This is a genomic window from Pseudomonas sp. 10(2024) (assembly GCF_045164175.1).
In the GTDB taxonomy this organism is placed as follows: domain Bacteria; phylum Pseudomonadota; class Gammaproteobacteria; order Pseudomonadales; family Pseudomonadaceae; genus Aquipseudomonas; species Aquipseudomonas alloputida.
The window spans coordinates 1,749,782-1,770,200 of record NZ_CP174006.1; the positions used below are offsets into that span (position 1 = coordinate 1,749,782).

Below are 20,419 nucleotides of genomic sequence, written 5' to 3' on the forward strand. Positions count from 1 at the left end.
CCGATGCGCCTGAAGTGCATTCGCCTGGCCGGGTTCAAGTCGTTCGTCGACCCGACCACGGTCAACTTCCCCAGCAACATGGCGGCGGTGGTTGGGCCAAACGGCTGCGGCAAGTCCAATATCATCGACGCGGTGCGTTGGGTGATGGGCGAGAGTTCGGCGAAGAACCTGCGCGGCGAGTCGATGACCGACGTCATCTTCAACGGCTCCAGTGGCCGCAAGCCGGTCAGCCAGGCCAGTATCGAGCTGGTGTTCGACAACAGCGAAACCACCCTGGTCGGCGAGTATGCCGCCTACGCCGAGATTTCGATCCGCCGCAAGGTTACCCGCGACGGGCAGAACAGCTATTACCTCAACGGCACCAAATGCCGCCGGCGTGACATCACGGATATTTTCCTCGGGACGGGGCTGGGGCCGCGCAGCTACTCGATCATCGAGCAGGGCATGATCTCCAAGCTGATCGAGGCCAAGCCCGAGGAGCTGCGCAACTTCATCGAGGAAGCGGCTGGCATTTCCAAATACAAGGAGCGCCGCCGCGAAACCGAGAACCGCATCCGCCGCACCCAGGAAAACCTGGCGCGCCTGACCGACCTGCGCGAAGAGCTCGAGCGCCAGCTGGAACGTCTGCACCGCCAGGCCCAGGCGGCCGAAAAGTACCGTGAGTACAAGGCTCAGGAGCGGCAGATGAAAGCGCGCCTGTCTGCCTTGCGCTGGCGAGACCTGGACGAACAAGTACGCCAGCGCGAATCGGTGATCGGCGATCAGGACGTTTCTCACGAGGCACTGGTGGCCGAGCAGCGCAATGCCGATGCCAGTATCGAACGCCTGCGCGACGGTCATCACGAACTGTCCGAACGCTTCAACCAGGTGCAGGGTCGTTTCTACTCGGTTGCCGGTGACATCGCCCGGGTCGAGCAGAGCATTCAGCACGGCCAGCAGCGCCTGCGGCAGTTGCAGGACGACTTCAAGGAAGCCGAGCGCACACGCCTGGAAACCGAATCGCACCTGGGGCACGACCGTACCCTGCTGGCGACTTTGGGCGAAGAGCTGGCCATGCTCGAACCCGAGCAGGAAATGACCCTGGCTGCTGCCGAGGAAGCCGCTGCCGCGCTTGAAGAGGCCGAGCTGGGCATGCACGGCTGGCAGGAACAGTGGGACAGCTTCAACAGCCGCTCCGCCGAACCGCGCCGCCAGGCCGAAGTGCAGCAGGCGCGCCTGCAGCAGCTGGAAACCAGCCTTGAGCGCCAGGCCGAGCGCCAGCGTAAGTTGGTCGAGGAGCGCGAGCAACTGGGCAGCGACCCGCAGGATGCCGCCATGCTCGAACTGGCCGAGCAACTGGCCAGCAGCGAAATGCTGCTGGAAGAACTGCAGCTCTCCGAAGAGCAGGTGATCGAGCGCCTGGAAAGCGCGCGCGAGCAACTGCAGCAGGCCACCCAGGCGCAACAGCAGGCACAGGGCGACCTGCAGCGCCTGGGTGGGCGCCTGGCCTCGCTTGAAGCCTTGCAGCAGGCCGCCCTGGAGCCGGGCGCAGGTGCTGCGCAATGGCTGCACGGCCAAGGGCTGGAGCAACAGCCGCGGCTGGCCGAAGGCTTGCGGGTGGAGCCGGGTTGGGAGCTGGCGGTAGAGACGGTGCTTGGCGCCGATCTGCAGGCTGTGCTGGTGGACGATTTCAACGACCTCGATTTTGCCGGCCTGGAACAGGGTGAGCTGCGCTTGCTGCTGGCCCTCGGCGCGGGGGCGACCTTGCCCGGCAGCTTGCTGGAGAAGGTCGAGGGCCGTATCGACCTGACGCCCTGGCTGGGCCAGGTCAGGCCTGTGGAAGACCTGGCTCAGGCACTGGAGCAGCGCGGGGCGCTCGGCGAAGGGCAGAGCCTGGTCAGTCGCGATGGCTACTGGGTCGGCCGGCACTTCCTGCGGGTACGCCGGGGTGGCGAGGCCGAAGGCGGCGTGCTGGCGCGCGGCCAGGAAATCGAACGCCTGGGCCAGGAACAACTGGAACAGGAAGCGGCGCTGGAGCAACTCGATCAACAGTTGCAGGCCCTGCGCGAGCAGCAACTGGACCTGGAGGAGCAGCGCGAACAGTTGCGCCGCCGCACCCAGGATGAAAACCGCCTGCACGGCGAGCTGAAGGCCAGTCTTTCGGCCAGCCGCGCGCGCGCCGAGCAGGTCGAACTGCGCCGCCGCCGCCTGCAGGAAGAGCTGAGCGAGCTGGAAGAACAGCGCGCCCTGGAACACGAGCAACTGGGCGAAGCGCGCCTGCTGCTGCAAGAGGCTCTGGAGCTCATGGCCCAGGACACCGAGCAGCGCGAACAGTTGATGGCCCGCCGCGATACTCTGCGCGAAAGCCTTGACCGGGTGCGTCAGGAGGCCCGCCAGCACAAGGACCACGCTCACCAGCTGGCGGTGCGTCTGGGGTCGCTGCGTGCCCAGCACGACTCTACCCGCCAGGCGCTGGAGCGTCTGGAGCAGCAAGCTGCGCGCCTGACCGAACGCCAGGAACAACTGAGCCTGAACCTGGAGGAGGGTGAAGCCCCGCAGGAAGAACTGCGTCTGAAGCTGGAGGAGCTGCTGGAGCGGCGCATGAGCGTCGACGAGGAAATGCGCCTGGCTCGCCTGCACATGGACGAAGCTGACCGCGAACTGCGCGATGCCGAAAAACGCCGCACCCAGGCCGAGCAGCAGGCCCAGCTGCTGCGTGGTCAACTGGAGCAGCTGCGCCTGGAGTGCCAGGGCCTGGATGTGCGGCGCAAGACCTTGCAGGAACAGTTGCTGGCCGACGGCTATGACCTGCAAGGCGTGCTCGCCACCCTGGAAGCCGAGGCCAGCGAGCAGGGCACCGAGCAGGAGCTGGAACAGCTTGAAGCGCGCATCCAGCGCCTGGGGGCGATCAACCTGGCGGCCATCGAAGAATACGAGCAGCAGTCCGAGCGCAAACGTTACCTGGACGCCCAGGACGCCGACCTGGTCGAAGCGCTGGAGACCCTCGAAAACGTCATCCGCAAGATCGACAAGGAAACCCGCAACCGCTTCAAGGATACCTTTGATCAGATAAATGCCGGATTACAGGCACTTTTCCCAAAAGTTTTCGGGGGTGGCAGCGCTTATCTGGAACTGACGGGCGAAGATTTACTCGATACAGGGGTGACGATCATGGCGCGCCCACCGGGCAAGAAGAACAGCACCATCCATTTGCTGTCCGGCGGCGAGAAGGCACTGACCGCCTTGGCGCTGGTGTTTGCCATCTTCAAGTTGAACCCCGCACCGTTCTGCATGCTCGACGAGGTCGATGCGCCGCTGGACGATGCCAACGTCGGGCGCTACGCGCGTCTGGTCAAGGAAATGAGTGAAAGCGTGCAGTTCATCTACATCACCCATAACAAGATTGCCATGGAGATGGCGGACCAATTGATGGGGGTGACCATGCATGAACCAGGTTGTTCACGCCTTGTTGCGGTTGATGTGGAGGCGGCCATGGCCATGGTCGACGCTTGATGCACGACGATAGGGGCACATTCTGCAGCGAAATGCCCCGCCGTGTGCGACAGACGGTGTAAAGTTGTCTTTGGTCGTGCTAGCTTAATGTCACTCGTTTTTTGCGTGGGTAAAACGCCTGTCAGAACATAGAGTTGGCGCCACGTGTTAAAGGGCTTTGAACCCTTTGTTTTCAAGCATATTTTTATAGAGGCACGGGATTACATGGAAATCGGTCTGCGCGAGTGGCTGATCCTCATCGGCATCATTGTTATCGCCGGGATTCTTTTCGACGGCTGGCGCCGCATGCGCGGCGGGAAAGGCAAGTTGAAATTCCGTCTGGATCGCAGTTATTCCAACCTGCCGGACGAAGAGGGTGGCAGTGCCGAGGTGCTCGGCCCGTCGCGAGTGCTCGATACCCACAAGGAGCCTGAGCTGGACGAAAGCGACCTGCCGTCGCTCAGCGCGTCTGCGCGTGATCGCGAGCGTGAGCCCAAGCCGGTCAAGGCCAGCAAGCGCGGCAAGCGTGCCAGTGCGGCTGCTGATGTGCAGCAGGGTGACCTGAACCTGAGCGCCGAGCCGCGCGAGCCCGACCTGTTTGCCGACAGCGATGACGACTTTGCCGCCGACAACAACCGTAGCAGCGGCGCAGCGCCTGCCAGCAACAGCGTCAAGGAGTTGCCACCTGCCGAAGAGGTGCTGGTCATCAGCGTGATCTCGCGCGACGAGGGTGGCTTCAAGGGCCCGGCGTTGTTGCAGAACATCCTGGAAAGCGGCTTGCGCTTCGGCGAAATGGACATCTTCCACCGCCACGAGAGCATGGCTGGTCACGGCGAGGTGCTGTTCTCGATGGCCAACGCAGTCAAGCCTGGCGTGTTCGACCTGGACGACATCGATCACTTCAGCACCCGCGCGGTGAGCTTCTTCCTCGGCTTGCCGGGCCCACGTCATCCGAAGCAGGCTTTCGACGTGATGGTTGCTGCGGCACGCAAGCTGGCCCACGAACTGAACGGTGAGCTCAAGGATGACCAGCGCAGCGTGCTGACTGCCCAGACCATCGAGCACTACCGCCAGCGTATCGTCGAGTTCGAGCGCCGTGCGCTGACCCAGAAACGCTGACAGATCCAGACGAAAGAGCAGCCTGAGGGCGTGCTGGCCGGTTCGGGTATCGTCGTTGCCTGTGCCGGCCTCTTCCCGGGTAAACCCGCTCCTACAAAGGCATGTGATGCCCTCGTAGGAGCGGGTTTACCCGCGAAGAGGCCGGCACAGTCAATAGACACCTAAAACTCCACGCACCACCCCAAGCTGCTCTTTTGCTTTGCAAGAGAAGACAATCCCATGACCGCCGAAACCCGTATCCTCGAACTGCGTGCCGAGCTCGATCAGCATAACTATCGCTACTACGTGCTCGACGAGCCCAGCGTGCCCGATGCCGAATACGACCGCCTGTTCAACGAGCTCAAGGCGCTGGAAGCTGAACACCCGCACCTGGTAACCCCCGACTCGCCCACCCAGCGTGTGGGTGGAGCTGCCTTGGCTGCGTTCAGCCAGGTGCGCCACGAAGTGCCGATGCTCAGCCTGGGCAACGCCTTCGAAGAAGCCGACCTGCGTGAGTTCGGCCGTCGCGTGGTAGAAGGCCTCGATCAGCCTGGCGCGGTCGACTACAGCTGCGAACCCAAGCTCGATGGCCTGGCCGTGAGCCTGCTATACCGCGACGGCCAGCTGGTGCAGGGTGCCACCCGTGGCGACGGCACCACTGGCGAAGACATCAGCGCCAACGTACGCACCGTGCGCAACATCCCGCTCAAGTTGCAGGGTAAGGGCTGGCCGGCAGTGCTGGAGGTGCGCGGCGAGGTGTACATGAGCAAGGCCGGCTTCGACCGGCTCAATGCCGCCCAGGCCGAGGCCGGTGGCAAGACCTTCGCCAACCCGCGCAACGCTGCCGCTGGCAGCCTGCGCCAGCTGGACTCGAAAATTACCGCCAGCCGCCCGCTGGAGTTCTGCTGCTATGGCGTCGGCCAGGTGTCCGAGAGCATCGGCGACAGCCACATCGGCATCCTCGAGCAACTCAAGGCCTGGGGCCTGCCGATCAGCCGCGAGCTCAAGCATGCGGCGGGCATCGAAGAATGCCTGGCCTACTACCGCGACATTGGCGAGCGGCGTAACAGCCTGCCGTATGAGATCGACGGGGTAGTGTTCAAGGTCAACAGCCTGGCCGCCCAGCGCGAACTGGGCTTCCGCGCCCGTGAGCCGCGCTGGGCGATTGCCCACAAGTTCCCGGCCATGGAAGAGCTGACCGAGGTGCTGGACGTTGAGTTCCAGGTTGGCCGTACGGGTGCCGTAACGCCTGTGGCGCGGCTGAAGCCGGTCAAGGTGGCCGGTGTGACGGTGTCCAACGCCACCTTGCACAACATGGACGAAATCGCCCGCCTGGGCCTGCGTATCGGCGACACGGTGATCATTCGCAGGGCCGGCGACGTGATCCCGCAGGTGATGCAGGTGGTGCTGGAGCGTCGTCCGCAAGGCGCCCGCCCGGTAGAGGTGCCAAGCGCATGCCCGGTCTGTGGCTCGCAGGTCGAGCGTACCCGGCTGGTAAAGCGCAGCAAGGGCAAGGAAACCACCAGCGAAGGTGCGGTGTACCGCTGTGTCGGCCGCCTGGCCTGTGGCGCCCAGCTCAAGCAGGCGATCATTCATTATGTGTCGCGCCGTGCCATGGACATCGACGGTCTGGGTGAGAAGAGCGTCGAGCAGTTGGTGGATGAAGGCCTGATCGGCTCGCCGGCTGACCTGTACAAGCTGCAGTTCGAGCAGATCGTCGGCCTGGAAGGCTTCGCCGAGGTGTCTACCCAGAAGCTGCTGGATGCCATTGAAGCCAGCAAGCGCCCGAGCCTGGCGCGCTTCATCTACGCGCTGGGCATCCCGGATGTCGGCGAGGAGACTGCCAAGGTGCTGGCCCGCTCGCTGGGCAGCCTGGCGCGCGTGCAGCAGGCATTGCCGCAGGTGCTGACCTATTTGCCGGACATCGGTCTCGAAGTGGCCTACGAGATCCACAACTTCTTTGAAGACGAGCACAACCAGAAGGTTATCCAGCAACTGCTCGACAGCGGTATGCAGTTGCAGGACGAAGGCGAGCTGGCTGCCGAATTTGCCGCCAGCACCACCTTGGCCGGGATGATCGCCAAGCTCGACATTGCCTCCGTCGGCCCGACCGGTGCCGAGAAGTTGGTGGCCAAGCTCGACAGCCTGGACAAGATCATCGCCGCCGACGGCATTGACCTGCGCCAGGCCCTGGCGGCCAAGCAGGCCGACGCAGTGCGTGAGTTCTTCAAGGATGAAGCAAACCAGAAACTGGCCCGGGACATCGAAGCGCAGCTGCTGGCGTTCGGCATGCACTGGAGCAGCGAGAAGAAGGTGGCCGAAGGCTTGCCGCTGGCCGGCCAGACCTGGGTGCTGACCGGTACGCTGGAGCGCATGAGCCGCGACATTGCCAAGGACAAGCTGGAAAGCCTGGGGGCCAAGGTTGCCGGTTCCGTTTCCGGCAAGACCCACTGCGTGGTCGCAGGGCCGGGGGCAGGTTCCAAGCTGGCCAAGGCTGCTGAGCTGGGTGTGAAGGTACTGGACGAAGATGCCTTCGTTACCTTCCTGGCCGAACAGGGCATAGCGGTCTAGGCATCCGTGCCCCCCAGTTGGGGGCAACTGTCTTCTCAAAACTTGAAAAGCCTGCGCGGTCGCCCGTAGGAGCGGGTTTACCCGCGAAGAGGCCCGTCCAGGCCGTCTCGACCCTGACAAGTCATTGAGAAATGATGACTTTTTCTGCCGCGGTGGTTGTATCTGCTCCAAAGACCGGTACAATGGCGCCACTCGCTGCTCAGCGAGGCATGTAGTGGTGGCCCCATCGGTCCCCCCGCATTGATTACCCGTTAACCTGGTCAGGCCCGGAAGGGAGCAGCCATAGCGGGAACATCGAGTGCCGGGGTGTGGCTGGTGGGGCCGCCTCCATTCTGTAAGTCCTTAATTTTAAAGGACTTTCTCGCTAGAAAATCTCGAAGTGGACCAGTGCTGTAGTACACCTGAGTGGTGCACTGTGCTGAGCATTCTATTCTCAGACTTCCTTCCGTCCAAGCCCGGTGTAGACCTCGCTTGTGCAAAGTCGTTATGGAAAAGATTTCCGCCCCGAGGTGCTGGCTCCTGTGGTCGAAACGGGTCAGCTACTCTTGCATGCTGATGAAAGAGGCGGGGCGGTCTGTAGGGCCTTCACTGAATGTGATTTGAGCTAAAGGATTAGCCTATTGGATAACGTGATGGCTGTTTGCTACGCTAGGTAGTGGCCACTGGCTATATTTGGCGCAGTGAAAACGACTATATGGCTACTTACCGGGAGGCACGATGCCACGGCAAGCGATCCAAAATCACGCGACCGCTTTACAAGTACCCTACCTACTCCACTTCACTCGGACGGAGAACCTATCGTCAATCCTGGCACACGGGTTGTATCCGAGAGCGCGAGTAGCCGAGTTGGGTGCTGCGCCCGTTGTGAACGATCAATACCGTTGGGATGGGCACACAGATAGCAGTTCATTGTCCATAGGTTTCCCAAACTGCCAGATGTTGTATCGGTATCGCATGGCTGATGAAGCCTCAGAATGGGCGATCCTTGTAATCAACCCTGCGGTGCTCTGGGTGAAGGAGTGTGCGTTCTGCCGTCACAACGCTGCCGATGGTCGGATCAGCAGTCAGCAACTTAGGGACCTGACCACACCTGAAGCCTTTATCGGGATGTTTGAGGAGATCGAGGGGCTCGAAGCTCGATCTGATCAGAAGCTCAAGCCATTTGATCCCACTGACGTTCAAGGTGAGGTGCTGGTTTTCGATGTGATTGAGCCGTCCCTCATTTATGCTGTGGTTTTCCAAACAGAAGCGGCTCGGGATCGTTATGCGGATCACACGGGCGAACGGAAGGTGTACATTCACCCGAATAGCAAGGGTATGTTTGGAACCCGGAATTATGTGCGGAAATTTTCATAGGTGACTTGATGGCAGCTCGACCTCTATTCATTCCGGCCCCAAACGGCCCTGCACTGGTTCGGACGGAGTACGTCGATTTCCATTGGTTTTCAGGTATGGCCGCTTCCCAAAAGCAAAAGTCCATCGATTCTTTGCATGCGGCATCGCAGGAATTACCAGGTATTACCAATGTGCTGGAGGTTTCAAGTAAGTCCCGAACGGATCTTGGAGTGGCGCTAAGCGCCTTCAATCTTACGTTTACAACCTTGAAGCAGGGCCGCACTTTCAGCGTCGAATGTGCTTTTCAGGGAAGCAAGGTCTTTGAGTTCGGCGGTCCCTACGTGGACCTTTTCACCAAGACGTCGCGTGAAGCGAAGAAGGATGAGCGCTTACAGTCCTCGGGACGGCTTACTGGATTCCGCTTTTTTGGCACTGATTGGGAGTTGGAACCACAGACAGCGTTCTACGACTGGTTGTACATCAATGCCTTGAAAAAGCTTCCAGATGTGACCGAAGCGCTGCTGGGCTACTCAGCTTTCACGGACATTGAATTCAACCCCAGTCGTTCCATCAATTGCCAGGCCTACTCGGTGGCACTGTACGTGTCACTAACAAGGCGTGGGCTGCTCGACTCTGCGACTGCTTCGAAGGAGGCCTTTCTCCAAGTCGTTGGGGATGCAGTGGTTAGCAATGCCCAAGTAGACGAGACTCGTCAGCGCGGCTTTAGGATGTGAGCTGTCTCACAAGCCCGTGGGACATTTCACTCACTTTGAGGGAAAGTCTCGCCACACCCACGCCCCTGAAAATTCAGGAACGTTGCTGGCTCTCGGCAAGTGGCTCCAGCTATTGCAGGGCGAAATATGCAGCGGGAGGATGAACCAGCTTTGGTTCATCAATGGACAACCGGTTGAGTCCTGCCGGATGTGGGTCGGTGCTTAACGCCATGGGCTCTGGCGTCTGGCCCGGTTGGCTTTGATTGCGAAATATTGCAGACACTGTGAAGCCGCCCCGAAGGCGGCTACGAGCGTAGGCGTTCTATTGCTGATGCAATGGTTTCTGCGTTCGTATCGAGCGACTGAAGGGCAATCATCGCGCTCTGAAAATATTCTCTGAACCGCTGCTTCTCAGCCATAGGGTCACGTCCTCAATGGTCGCACGTGTCCAGTTCGAGTGTAGAATCTCCTGACCTTATCAGGTCACGATCTAGAGCGAGGCGAACATGGGCGTGGTGACGAAGCAGGAAGTCGAGAGGCGATACTTCGAACAATTTGGTGTCCATTACCAATTGCCACCTGGAGATGTCCAATATGGCGACAAACCCGATGTAATTATTAAGGGGCCTGCTTCAATCGGCATTGAAATTGCTCGCCTCTACAAGTTGGACGGCAAAGAGCCTGACAGCGAACAGCAGCAGAGTCCAGATAGGATGCGCGTATTGAAGCTTGCTGAGGCCGCTCATCTTGCTGCTGGTGGACGGGCGATAGAGATCAATGTAGGGTTCAATTCTACGCATCCCATTAAAAGGGGGCGCTTGACGTCAATATCAAGGGCGTTAGCCGAGCTTGTGCTTGAGGTTTCTGAAAATGAAGAGCCTTGTATTTTGCGTAATCCAGCGGAGAATTGGCCGGAACTAGAGTTTATCTACCACAGCGGAAAGAGCTACAGGGACAACTCTTGGAAGTTAGTCCAAAGCTTCGACATACCGGCTTTGTCTATCGAGCGCGTCAATGAGATAGCGATGCAGAAGAGTGAGAAAATCAAGGCTTATCAACCCTGCGATGAATACTGGTTGCTGCTAATTGTTGACTACTGGGACTCAGCCCAAGATCAAGGGGTAGTATGGCCACCCGAAGCTATAATTCCGCGAACTCCATTTGAGCGCATCCTGATATTTAAAACCGTTTTCTCAACAGTAACGGAGGTGATCCAGCGATAGCCTCTATCCCTTCAATAATAGCCCGTACAACTTCGGAGCGGCACTCATGGCAACATCAAAGCGTAACGACGGCAAGCTATTAGAAAGCGTGGTTTCGTATATTGAGGGGTTGCGACTTCCTCCAGGCTGGAAGGTGACGCCCCGAAAACTAATGCCGTCCACGGCTGGCGGTACGGCTGCGGAATTAGACATCGTCATTAGTGGAAAAGTTGGCACAATGGACTTCACTTGGCTGATCGAGTGTCGCGATAGGCGTCAAGGTAAAGCTCCAGGGAGCTGGATAGAACAGCTAGTTACTCGCAGGGCGAGATTCAATCTATCTCGTGTTACAGCCGTCTCGACATCGGGCTTTAGCCGTGGAGCGGTAGAGCTGGCACAGCAGTATGGGATTGACCTTAGAGAGTTCAAGAAACTGACCGCTGAAGAGTTCTCTAGCTGGCCTGAACTAAACTTTATGCCGCATAGAACAGATATAATTCTACTGGAGAGCGCCATGCTGGGGTTTGATAGTTACGATTCTGCCGAGATAGAGGAGGCGATCAAGAGAAAGGTGGCTTCCCTAAATGGTTTATCTACTTTGAAATCTGTACCTGCTGGAACTGAAGTGACTATGCAGTCGATCTTCACAAAGGTAATAGATGTAAATCCCGTGATACTTGCCGAGCTGGAAGTTAACGGCCCAGCACTACCAGTTAGCTTCAAAGTAAGCATGCGCGGAAATAATAAATACATGCTAGAAACAGATGCTGGTTCAATTCCGGTGGCGATAGTAATTTTTAAGGGAAGCGTACAGCGCATCGAAGAATTTCAGCCTTTAATTGTGGCAGGAGAATACCTGCACACCCAGGATCGTACCTCCATAGCTCGTATCAGAACCTTCGCCCCTCAGAGCTTGCCTGGCATTAATATTCAAACGGAAATCCATGAGAGCCCAGATCAGGATGGAGCGACGCTCGTCCTCAGAGCTACAGAAGAGCCGCTGATCAATAAGTAGGTAGGCATGTGCTCTGAAGAGCGCTATCACCGACACTACCTTGTCACAAGTTAGTGGCCGAGCTAGGGTTTCAGCAAGGCAGGTGGCGATTAGTCCTGCCTCGTAACACTGAACGCCATATATACCATTCGCTCTGTAACGTTATATTAACCGTGCTGGAAGGAAAATATGCACCGATATGGCGGGGCATGCCGGGAGATTCAGCAGTATATGGGTCGGTATTTAACCCTATTCCCGCGCCAACTTGATACCACTATCTGAAATTTTAAAATATGGCGAGCATTAAAAACCCGCCCCGAAGGCGGCTATGAACGTAGGCTCTCTATTGCAGAGGCTATGCTGCTTGCCTGAAGGTCTAGAGCCTCCAGTGTCGCCATCACGTTATCGTGGATACTGACTGATCCCCGCTGTCTGATCCATGTACTTACCTCTTCCACCGCTGCCCTTAACGCAGTCTGGTTCATTTGCAGCGCTTCAAGGGCGTCCGCTATCGCCGCGTCCAGGTCTTCCATGGTGTGCTCACTCTAGGGGCTGATGCCGCAGGATAGATGCACATAGCACTTTGTTCTAGTGCCCCTCACTTGACCAGTTGCAATTCCAGTCGCTGCATCACTCGCATCACTGCTGTTGCTGACCATTGACCTCCACGGGCGGTAGGTATGTTGCGTGCTATCAGGCAGTCGGCCACGGCCTGTAGGCTGCTAGCGCCCTTGAGTACACACAGTTCTATAGCGTCCTTGACAAGTGCGGCTCGGTCGTCTGCCTGGCGCCGCTGGGTGGCGTGCCCTTTACCTCTGTTCAACATACTACGGCCCTTGGCGAGCGCCTGAGTGCGGTTCTCGATCTTCTGCACCGCTTCTGAGTCCCCTGCTGCTGCACGGGCTTCCAGCGACTTTAATGCGGCTTTGGTGCGTTCGCTGATAAAAGTGCGTTCCTGCTCGGCCAGAACGGCATAGATATGCAACTGGAACGTGTCGGCAGTGGGCATAGTGGCTACACGAAACTTGTGGCGCTTCATCAACCCCGCTATATGCTCTACGTCGCGGCTTAGGCGGTCCAGCTTGGCTACCACTACTGGGCGCCCGTCTGCGAAAGCCTTGGCGCCTGCTGGGCGCTCTAGCGGGTGCATGCCACCAGACACGCCCACATCTTCAAATTCAGCCACCACCATCCAGCCATGCTGCTCGGCAGCGAACTTGATGTATTCCCGCTGGGCCTCAAGACCCAAGCCCGATTCCCCTTGGCCCTTGGTGCTAACGCGGTAGTAGGCAACAACTTCCATGGTGGTGATTCCTTGCAGGTAGCTGATAATGTGACTTTACATCTGTTACAACGACCGATCAACAGTTGTAATAAGCATTTCACAACCAGACGAAAGCGCCGCCCGATGGTGGGGTAAGCCTGGGCTTGCATCACCATTCCCTCCATTAAAGGCAGGTTACTTCCCCACGTTGGGGGAAAGTCCAGGAAGCTTAGAGGCTGAATGCCACCGAATTGCGGGATGTAAGGCCGTGTAGCGTCATTTGCTTAGCGCCTTCACCGTCAATGCCACGTAATTTGGGCCTTAGATGCTAATGAGAGCAGGGCATTTCTAGGAAAGATGCCTTTGGACAATTAGTTCGGGATTAGTTATGCGTTTAGTAAACGAAGGCTTGATCTGAAGGGGCTGTGGCGCAAGGTAGCGTTACCTGGCCTCGGGTTAAGCTGGCCGGGGTGCTGTCGTAGCGAGCAAGGTCAATCGTGGGTGAGCGTCTCGACGTCTGCAACGAGGTCAGACGGTTTGCACCCGAGTGCAGAGGCTAGCTTGAAGATGATGTTGATTGTGGGTTGATGTACACCCCTCTCAATAAGGCTGACGTAATTCCGCTGCACATCTGCCTCCAGCGCCAGCTTCTCCTGTGTCAGTCCTGCCTGCTTCCGCCGCTCGCGTAGAACCTTGCCGAATGCCAACCCTGCGTCCAAACCGTACCCCCTCTGCATGAGGTAGCACTCTCGGATCGGGTTGTGCTGGCGTCTTCACAGGATACTGTGAATTTCGTTCGGGGCGTGGCATCATTCTGCTCGGACAATGGCAAGTGGCCATTGCGGCGGCGGCTGTGATGGTCGCTACTTAAGCAGAGGCAGGAATATTGATGTTGAAAGGAAGATGGTTGGCCTTGCTGGTTGCCGGCGCTGTGGTGTTGATGGCTGGATGTAGTACCCCGCAGTATCGGATGGTCAAACCTGGGGCCTCTGATGAGACGGTGATGCAGGATGACGCCAAGTGCCAGAACCAGTCTGCGATGATCCAGGTTGCAGACTGGGAGTACCGTGGCACCATTGCCGAGGGTGCAAATATCCAGCTCAAGCAACAGAAGGCATACCAGAATTGCATGATCGGCAAGGGCTACAGCGCCATCAGAATTCAGTGAGACCACTACGAGAGAAATTGACGATGCGTTGTACGATTCGAAGCGTAGCGATCACAGGAGCGCTGACTCTTCTAGCTGGGTGTACTCAGTCACGGTATGAACCAATCGTGTACACAGATGCTGCACTTGCCGAGCGATGGACGTTCACGCCGATTGAAGTTAAGTACAAAGATACCTTCTCTCCGGCTTGGAATTTCCAGAATGTGCTTGAGCATAACGCCGGGAGATGCAGCCAGGAGGCCGCAATGGGCTACATCCTTTACAGCCAGCTCCGTGGCTACGGATCGAGTAAGCGACCAGACGACCGTGCTGAAGCCTTAGCGGATTGCCAGCAATACGCCTTCCAGCGGGGGAATGAGGCCATTGCTCGCCTCAAGCAAGCCAAGGTGACCACTGAGACCTTGGAGCTGAGTAAGGATTTGTACTCGAAGTGGTCGGTTTATATGGCTGGAATGACCATATCCACACCGAAGGATGCCATGGCTGCGACCCAGTACGAGACGAGTAGGCGGGCACTGCTGACGGCGGAGAAGTTTTCCCAGTAGCTTGTCTGCGAAGCGTGACCCAGGAGTAAGTCGGTAAGCCAGTAAGTCCGTAAGACAAACGAACTTTCAACTGCGTTGCAGAGGATTACTTATGACTGAACGACACGTTTCACCCACAAGCATCTCCGGTATTGAGCAAGACAAGGCGTGGGCCAGTCAAGCTCTATTCGAGGAACTGGGTAAGCTGGCCCGGACGAAGCATCATGCAGGAGTATTGCTGTTAGCCTTTATTTGCAACGTGCGGGGTATCAGCTGATGGCGGATAAATGGGAAGGCAGACCCCCTTTGAGCTATGACCATGGTGAGCCAGTACATCCTCCGCGATGTACATTCGAACTGATGGCAGCGCTGATACAAGCGTGCCCAGATGAGGTGTCACTGATGCTGCTTCTCTTGGCACGGATGGACAGTGAAGGACGGGCGAAAATTGAGATTGAATACTTACCTCGCCTTTGTTGCATCGATAGCCAACGTATTTCTCGGGCCATGACGAGGCTGTCTGAGCTTGGCTGGCTGGATGCTGTGAACGAAGACGCGAAGCAGGATGGAATCTTCGATTGCGTCATTAGAGCTTCGATCCTTCAGCCGGGAATGGTCTTGCGTTAAATCGCTCATTGCGTCCAGTAGTGATCAAGCAAGGGGCATGCATTGTATGCTCCCTGCTTACTTCCGTCTTCGGTTATCGGCACCGTTATCCCATACCTGTTCCGCTGAGCACGGAGTGATGCTTGTAACTATGTTCAGGGGGAGGGAGGAGGAAAAGCCCTCCCCGCTCTGCTGATACCTCTAAAATAATGTAATGGTGTACAGTAAGCACACCTTGTTAAATTTGATCATGGTTGCTGCGTGCTATTGAGTGTGTCCTAATCGTGGCTGAGGCCACAGGTAATATCTAGGCAGTAGGATCAAGAGCGGGAAGGGGCTCTGCTCGCCCTTGTTCCTTCCCTCTGCATAGAATTTTATTCTCGCCTCACGGCAGGGCTATAAGAAGGGGTAGTGGTAGTTTTACCTCCCTTCTGGATTCAATTTTTTCCTCTGGTTGGCTCGACTGTTGATGAACCTGATCCTGATGATCATTGGCGATGGAAAAAATCTCTTAGAGAATTCCTAAGGGAAAATTTCCAGTGTCTAGCCTTCTTGTATGGCTTTAAGCTGCTTGTGGGGTTTTAGCCAGCTCCTTACTGTTCTAGTGGTTTTCTTTACTTGCTCTGCAATGAATTCTTCTTCGTGCCCACTCTTCCATAACATGACTGCTTGCTGTTGAAGGCTTTCTCTATTGGTCATCGAGGGTGACTTTCCTATCACCACTACCTCGGAGTAAGTGTTGTCTATGATGCAGTCTTGAATTTTATCGAGAAGAAATTCAGCTATGCTCTGGTCTTGGACGAAAAGTAGAATTTCATCTCCATGGTCTCGTGAGCGTAGAGCGGTCCTGCAGACAGATTGCAGAGTAGATTCATAAAATCTCTCGTACTTGATAGCCTCTCTAATGTCCTTCGCATCAACCGTGCGTTTTTTCGAAAGGAGGTCCGCCAGGGTCGGAATACTTCTGTTCTCGATAGGCGTTATGTTGCCATGCTGAAGACAGACAGCAATGCTGTAATCATCATATTCATTGACCCCACGACTATCGATCTTAATGGGCGTTATGTTACTGGACTCAGGTAGAGGAAGTGTGCACCAAGCGTGTGCAACTAGAATCGCCCTCTTAGAGCCAATTAATCGCAGAACGTCTTTTCTCAGCCAGGCGTCAAGAAGGCAGTCCTCTTGGTACTCGTTATATTCCTTGCCTCCTCTCATTAGTGCAATTTTCTTCGAGTAGGATTTATTTTCGAGGAACGGGTGAATGATTACTCTATTTTGGTAGCCTCTAAAGTCAAGGTTCGCATTGATCGGGGTGGTAGACCAGCCTGCTCCCCTCAAGATAACGCCAAGAAGAGATTTATCAATCTCTGCTCCCATGATAGTAGTTGACTCTGCTGCCTCGAATGCAGGGATGTAGTCTTTGACTCCGATTACTCGGACGGTTCTATTTTTCTTGGCGTCCAGTGGATCAACTTCAATCACGTACCTTTGATCTAAAAGCGATTTAAATAATTTGCGAGCTTCTTTCGATATTGTAGTGTCGTGTTTTGTGGCGAGTTCGTGAATTAATTTGTTGCAGGTGGATTTTGCTTTTATTCGCTTGCTGCCTGCTTCGCTATCGTCAATGTACTGCGCTATTACTGCTTGATATGAAATTTCTGTGAAGGTGAGTGTTTCACAATCCCATGTTGTAGGTATTTCGTCTATGTATACATGCCAGCCTTGTAATGTGCTTGGTCTAATCAGGCTGAGAGACTCATGGGTGCATATGATTATCTGATCGTTCTGTTGTAGTAGGTTTGTCTCCAAGCATTGAGTCACGGAGCCTTCTACTGTGTCGCTATCAATTGCATCGAATTTAAGGTTTAAGGTTCTCAACCTGCTTTGCACTTCTGTGGAAAGAAGCTTGGTCGGAAATGCAATGATACAGCGGTGATCCTTGTTGTGATTGAGATGGTTGATCAACCAAGTGGTTTTACCTGCTCCCGGAGGGGCTATTAGGGTATTGATGATCTTCATTGGCTTCAGTTTAATCAGGGCGCACTAGTGTGACCAAGGCGTGCCGCCCTGAAGTTGGTGGTGGAATGAATTTACAGTGGAAGGCTAATGACTTGAAGAGTATGTTTGCTAATGGCTATTAATGCGCGTGCCTGATGGAGTCGATCTTCCGCACTTGCTCCGTAGGGCATTCATCTTCGTGACCTCGTCTGATTCGGTAGAGTTCCATGCTGGCTTTGATGTAGTTTCGATAAAGTTGTAGCTCCCAGAAATATGGGTTTGCTTCTGGTCAGTTATTTTGAAACTCCGTGAGGAATGTAAGGTCAGCCTTGCTTGCGGCAATGCAGTGATCATCTTCACCTTCAGACGGATCGTCGGTAATTCCAAGGATTTCCTCATTCGCTGTCATCAGAAAGTAAAGTGCAGGGCAGTGCTCATCGTCATCAGTTAGCTCGCAATAACGGGATGCTACCGTGCGGACTACATATGGGTGCATATCATGTGGTTTATCCGAGGCTGCTGTTGTGAGGTCGCATTCTAGATATTCGAATTCTATTGTCAATGGCCATTTGAAGATTAAATTCCGAAGCGATTCTTTCCATAAGTATTGCTTGATTACTTAATTGCGTAATTCTTCAAGTAACCAAGTAACCAAGTAACCAAGTAACCAAGTAACCAAGTAACCAAGTAAGCAAGCAACCAAGCAAGCACGTGCTCACGTGAGCCATTGACCAAGTGATTGCTTGATCCATTGATCAATGGCTTACCTATACAAGTGCGTACGTGCGTACGTACGTAAATGAGTAGATGTATAGACAACCAGGCACCGGTGTGGATACTCACCGTAAGTACCCAGTGGTATAGACAACCTAGGGTTCAGGCTAGCGCTTCTGCGTGCAAAGCATTCAGCCAGGGATGTGGATGTGCTGGAGGGCTTCTAGCATCGCCTTCAGGGGGCTACGGCTGCCGTAGACGCTGAAGGTTACCGCTCCATCCTCGTGCCCAGCGATCCGCTTGATGAGCGAATCTTGCACCCCAGCATCGCGCAGGTCGTCTATGAGCGTGTGGCGGAAGCTGTGGAACGTTTTCCGGGTATCGGTAATGCCCAGCTTCGTCTTGTAGCGACCGAACCACTTCGAGGGCGCATGGCCCAGCTTGCCCCGCACTGCTTCTAGCTCAGGGAATACACGATCAGCGCCGGTAGCTTTGACTGATTCAACATACTGAAGCAGGCCCAGGTCCAGCAGGAGAGGGTGCAGGGGAAGCAGTCGTCGGCTGCTGGCGTTCTTGAGGTTCTGGCCTTCACGGCTGTCATCAATGCGAATGCACTGAATACCCTGGTGCTCAGGGAAGTCATCAACCCGCAACTGGCATAGCTCTTCTAGTCGTGCCCCGGTAAGTCGCCCCATTAGAGGCAACCAGTAGCGCCACGGGTGCTTACGTGCTTCCTTCAGTAGTGCTTCATGGTTCAGTATCGTTGCCAAGTCGCTGCGGTCGAATGAGAGTCGTGCTTCCTTTGCGGAGCCTGTCATCACCTTCATGCCAACGAGTGGATTCTCTGCAACATAGCCGTTCGTCCTGCACCAGCTAAGAAAGGCGGTGAGTTTGCGTAGCCGGTTGTTCACTGTGACCGCAGTGATGGTTTTGTAGCCGCTACCGGACTCAACCACCTGCTTCAGTGTTTTGCCCTTGAACTCTGGCCGTAACCCGAAATACTGGGGGCAACGGCTGAGCCGTTCTTTTAGCAGGCGAGCTTGTTGAGCATCGAACGCTACCGCAGGCATGTCACCCATCAGCTCGAACAGGTCGGCTAGTGCACGTTCCACATCGTCGATGCTGCCTTGCCTCCATGTGCCACCGCGTTTGCCTTCCTCTATATAGTGCTTGGAAAGGGTTGCCAGGGTAGGGCCGCCACTTGTTGGCTTCGCTGTGAGCCCCATAGCTTGCTGTGGTGCAGCGCGCGGGTTTGGCATAGGTGACGACTTGCACCATTGCACGCAAAGCACACGCAGCGTTTCCGGAGGTGTTAGGGGGTGCTCGCTCAGGTGACTGCTCACCCGCTGAGCTAAGGAGGTGGCAAGGTACAAAGCTGCTTGCCGTTCTCGCACTCGCAGGGATATGCGGAGGGTGTGCCGGTTCGGAAACAGGTGCTTTGGCAGTCGAAGGTTCAGGTAGTAAACGGACTGGCGGCGGACGATGTAGGCCATGAATGAACACCAGAGTGGACCAGTAAAGTGGACCAATTGAGTGGAACAATTCTGGACACACCCCGAGTCTTGAGCGAGCGTGCTTGGTGTCTGCACGGGTAGATGACGATCTACCTCATCAGCCTGAAACCCTTGCCCCATAAGGCCCGCATTGATTACCAAGCATGCTCGCATGCGACCTGGTCAGGCCCGGAAGGGAGCAGCCATAGCGGGAAAATCGAGTGCCGGGGTGTGGCTGGTGGGGCCGCCTCCATTTCTGGGGTCGGAAAACCTCAATCTGTAACGAACGCCTTCGTTCTTTCCTGCTTTTCGCCCAATGCTCCCGCCGCCGACAGCTTCATCAGCCGCTGGAATTTCGGGCATGCCAGATGATCTTTCTCAGGGCATTGCGCGGCATGCCGCAACCCCTTGCTCATAGCCTGCAACCGCTTGATCCGCGCATCCAGCTCGTCCGCCTTGGCCATCAGCATCTGCCGGTCGACCTGCAGGTCCACCAGCATCGCCCCCACTTCATCCAGCGAAAACCCCGCGGCCTGCCCCAGGGCGATCAGCGCCAACCGGTCTGCCACATCGGCTGCAAACTGTCGACGCTGGCCGCGCCCGGCCAAGGACTTGAGCAAGCCTTTCTTCTCGTAGTAACGCAGTGTCGATGCGGGTACGCCTGTGCGTTTGGCGACGTCGGCAATATCCATTTCGGGCCCTTGACTTGAAGTTGACTTCAACTTCTATGCTGCGCGGCATGGTAATGACCGTCAACCTTCGAGGGCTTGTTCAAATGACGTTTACTGCGATGTTTCTAGCTGCGTTGCCGATTGGCATCGGCGCCACTGTAGTGATGGACCTGTGGGGGCTGCTGCTGAGGCGGTTGGGTGTGGCAACGCTGAACTTTGCCATGGTCGGACGTTGGGCGGGGCACCTGCTAGGCGGGCGTGTTTCTCATCAGGCGATTGCCAAAGCGGAACCGGTGCGAGATGAGTTGGCGTGGGGATGGGTGATTCACTACGCCACCGGCGTGCTTTTCGCGATGCTGCTGGTTGTGATCGTAGGGGAGGGCTGGTTGCGGTCGCCTACTCTTTTACCTGCAGTAGTTGTGGGTGTGGGTACAGCCGTGGCGCCGCTGTGCTTCATGCAGCCAGCGATGGGGGCAGGGTTCTTTTCGTCCAGGACGCCGACGCCTGCGCGTAACTGCCTGAAGAGCCTGGCCACGCATTTTGTGTTTGGTGTGGGGTTGTTCTTGAGTGCGGGTTTACTTGCTTTGGTGTGACGGC

16 protein-coding genes and 1 other RNA gene are annotated in these 20,419 nt (G+C 56.3%); 12 read left to right on the top strand and 5 right to left on the bottom strand.

Annotated elements, in window-relative coordinates; translation table 11 throughout:
- Nucleotides 1–3: 3 nt before the first annotated feature.
- The 8 genes from smc (at nucleotide 4) to ACI7M0_RS08155 (ending at nucleotide 11,405) form a co-directional block, all read left to right on the top strand.
- On the top strand, nucleotides 4–3,492 hold the full coding sequence (gene smc / locus ACI7M0_RS08120; RefSeq protein WP_129933253.1) for a chromosome segregation protein SMC: 3,489 nt from the start codon (nucleotides 4–6) through the stop codon (nucleotides 3,490–3,492).
- A gap of 204 nt (nucleotides 3,493–3,696) precedes the next feature.
- On the top strand, nucleotides 3,697–4,590 hold the full coding sequence (zipA, locus tag ACI7M0_RS08125; RefSeq protein WP_020193514.1) for a cell division protein ZipA: 894 nt from the start codon (nucleotides 3,697–3,699) through the stop codon (nucleotides 4,588–4,590).
- A 219-nt stretch (nucleotides 4,591–4,809) separates the two neighbouring features.
- Nucleotides 4,810–7,140 carry an NAD-dependent DNA ligase LigA gene (gene ligA / locus ACI7M0_RS08130; RefSeq protein WP_129933250.1) on the top strand — a complete coding sequence of 777 codons (2,331 nt, stop codon included), beginning with the start codon at nucleotides 4,810–4,812 and terminating at the stop codon, nucleotides 7,138–7,140.
- A 224-nt stretch (nucleotides 7,141–7,364) separates the two neighbouring features.
- Nucleotides 7,365–7,461: signal recognition particle sRNA small type (gene ffs, locus ACI7M0_RS08135), an RNA gene on the top strand.
- A gap of 396 nt (nucleotides 7,462–7,857) precedes the next feature.
- Nucleotides 7,858–8,496: a DarT ssDNA thymidine ADP-ribosyltransferase family protein gene (locus ACI7M0_RS08140; RefSeq protein ID WP_054830880.1), complete on the top strand. Its 639-nt coding sequence runs from the start codon at nucleotides 7,858–7,860 to the stop codon at nucleotides 8,494–8,496.
- Between the two features lie 8 nt (nucleotides 8,497–8,504).
- Nucleotides 8,505–9,209, top strand: coding sequence for a DUF6977 family protein (locus tag ACI7M0_RS08145; RefSeq protein ID WP_054830881.1), 705 nt, complete (start codon nucleotides 8,505–8,507; stop codon nucleotides 9,207–9,209).
- Nucleotides 9,210–9,694: 485 nt separating this feature from the next.
- Nucleotides 9,695–10,411 (top strand): hypothetical protein, encoded by a 717-nt coding sequence (locus ACI7M0_RS08150; RefSeq protein WP_129933247.1) that lies wholly within the window; start codon nucleotides 9,695–9,697, stop codon nucleotides 10,409–10,411.
- Between the two features lie 46 nt (nucleotides 10,412–10,457).
- A complete protein-coding gene (locus tag ACI7M0_RS08155) occupies nucleotides 10,458–11,405 on the top strand; it encodes a hypothetical protein (RefSeq protein WP_129933244.1) in 948 nt (315 codons plus the stop codon).
- A gap of 577 nt (nucleotides 11,406–11,982) precedes the next feature.
- Here ACI7M0_RS08155 and ACI7M0_RS08160 read toward each other — a convergent pair.
- Both ACI7M0_RS08160 and ACI7M0_RS08165 read right to left on the bottom strand, forming a co-directional pair.
- On the bottom strand, nucleotides 11,983–12,687 hold the full coding sequence (locus ACI7M0_RS08160) for a recombinase family protein (RefSeq protein WP_129933239.1): 705 nt from the start codon (nucleotides 12,685–12,687) through the stop codon (nucleotides 11,983–11,985).
- A gap of 452 nt (nucleotides 12,688–13,139) precedes the next feature.
- Nucleotides 13,140–13,385, bottom strand: a complete 246-nt coding sequence (locus tag ACI7M0_RS08165) for a helix-turn-helix domain-containing protein (RefSeq protein WP_087534842.1) — start codon at nucleotides 13,383–13,385, stop codon at nucleotides 13,140–13,142.
- Nucleotides 13,386–13,537: 152 nt separating this feature from the next.
- Here ACI7M0_RS08165 and ACI7M0_RS08170 point away from each other — a divergent pair, with 152 nt between their 5' ends.
- From ACI7M0_RS08170 to ACI7M0_RS08180, 3 genes are all read left to right on the top strand, one after another.
- Nucleotides 13,538–13,816, top strand: a complete 279-nt coding sequence (locus tag ACI7M0_RS08170) for a hypothetical protein (protein WP_256658264.1) — start codon at nucleotides 13,538–13,540, stop codon at nucleotides 13,814–13,816.
- Between the two features lie 107 nt (nucleotides 13,817–13,923).
- Entirely contained in the window at nucleotides 13,924–14,361 is a 438-nt protein-coding gene (locus ACI7M0_RS08175; RefSeq protein WP_129933237.1) for a hypothetical protein, read from the top strand.
- A gap of 381 nt (nucleotides 14,362–14,742) precedes the next feature.
- The gene (locus ACI7M0_RS08180) at nucleotides 14,743–14,967 is read left to right on the top strand and encodes a hypothetical protein (RefSeq protein ID WP_087534844.1); all 225 of its coding nucleotides are present in this window, start codon (nucleotides 14,743–14,745) and stop codon (nucleotides 14,965–14,967) included.
- Between the two features lie 522 nt (nucleotides 14,968–15,489).
- Here ACI7M0_RS08180 and ACI7M0_RS08185 read toward each other — a convergent pair.
- From ACI7M0_RS08185 to ACI7M0_RS08195, 3 genes are all read right to left on the bottom strand, one after another.
- Complete coding sequence (locus tag ACI7M0_RS08185) at nucleotides 15,490–16,965, bottom strand: DEAD/DEAH box helicase family protein (protein ID WP_129933235.1); 1,476 nt, start codon at nucleotides 16,963–16,965, stop codon at nucleotides 15,490–15,492.
- A gap of 884 nt (nucleotides 16,966–17,849) precedes the next feature.
- Nucleotides 17,850–19,151, bottom strand: a complete 1,302-nt coding sequence (locus ACI7M0_RS08190; protein WP_121161260.1) for a site-specific integrase — start codon at nucleotides 19,149–19,151, stop codon at nucleotides 17,850–17,852.
- A gap of 272 nt (nucleotides 19,152–19,423) precedes the next feature.
- Entirely contained in the window at nucleotides 19,424–19,843 is a 420-nt protein-coding gene (locus ACI7M0_RS08195; protein ID WP_129933233.1) for a helix-turn-helix domain-containing protein, read from the bottom strand.
- Between the two features lie 83 nt (nucleotides 19,844–19,926).
- Here ACI7M0_RS08195 and ACI7M0_RS08200 point away from each other — a divergent pair, with 83 nt between their 5' ends.
- Nucleotides 19,927–20,415 (top strand): DUF2938 domain-containing protein, encoded by a 489-nt coding sequence (locus tag ACI7M0_RS08200; protein WP_104887837.1) that lies wholly within the window; start codon nucleotides 19,927–19,929, stop codon nucleotides 20,413–20,415.
- Nucleotides 20,416–20,419 lie beyond the last annotated feature (4 nt).

Bases quoted from the DNA above. Each gene is read 5' to 3' on its own strand.
- smc (WP_129933253.1), top strand. From the start codon at position 4: ATGCGCCTGAAGTGCATTCGCCTGGCCGGGTTCAAGTCGTTCGTCGAC.
- zipA (WP_020193514.1), top strand. From the start codon at position 3,697: ATGGAAATCGGTCTGCGCGAGTGGCTGATCCTCATCGGCATCATTGTT.
- ligA (WP_129933250.1), top strand. From the start codon at position 4,810: ATGACCGCCGAAACCCGTATCCTCGAACTGCGTGCCGAGCTCGATCAG.
- ACI7M0_RS08140 (WP_054830880.1), top strand. From the start codon at position 7,858: ATGCCACGGCAAGCGATCCAAAATCACGCGACCGCTTTACAAGTACCC.
- ACI7M0_RS08145 (WP_054830881.1), top strand. From the start codon at position 8,505: ATGGCAGCTCGACCTCTATTCATTCCGGCCCCAAACGGCCCTGCACTG.
- ACI7M0_RS08150 (WP_129933247.1), top strand. From the start codon at position 9,695: ATGGGCGTGGTGACGAAGCAGGAAGTCGAGAGGCGATACTTCGAACAA.
- ACI7M0_RS08155 (WP_129933244.1), top strand. From the start codon at position 10,458: ATGGCAACATCAAAGCGTAACGACGGCAAGCTATTAGAAAGCGTGGTT.
- ACI7M0_RS08160 (WP_129933239.1), bottom strand. From the start codon at position 12,687: ATGGAAGTTGTTGCCTACTACCGCGTTAGCACCAAGGGCCAAGGGGAA.
- ACI7M0_RS08165 (WP_087534842.1), bottom strand. From the start codon at position 13,385: ATGCAGAGGGGGTACGGTTTGGACGCAGGGTTGGCATTCGGCAAGGTT.
- ACI7M0_RS08170 (WP_256658264.1), top strand. From the start codon at position 13,538: ATGTTGAAAGGAAGATGGTTGGCCTTGCTGGTTGCCGGCGCTGTGGTG.
- ACI7M0_RS08180 (WP_087534844.1), top strand. From the start codon at position 14,743: ATGCTGCTTCTCTTGGCACGGATGGACAGTGAAGGACGGGCGAAAATT.
- ACI7M0_RS08185 (WP_129933235.1), bottom strand. From the start codon at position 16,965: ATGAAGATCATCAATACCCTAATAGCCCCTCCGGGAGCAGGTAAAACC.
- ACI7M0_RS08190 (WP_121161260.1), bottom strand. From the start codon at position 19,151: ATGGCCTACATCGTCCGCCGCCAGTCCGTTTACTACCTGAACCTTCGA.
- ACI7M0_RS08195 (WP_129933233.1), bottom strand. From the start codon at position 19,843: ATGGATATTGCCGACGTCGCCAAACGCACAGGCGTACCCGCATCGACA.
- ACI7M0_RS08200 (WP_104887837.1), top strand. From the start codon at position 19,927: ATGACGTTTACTGCGATGTTTCTAGCTGCGTTGCCGATTGGCATCGGC.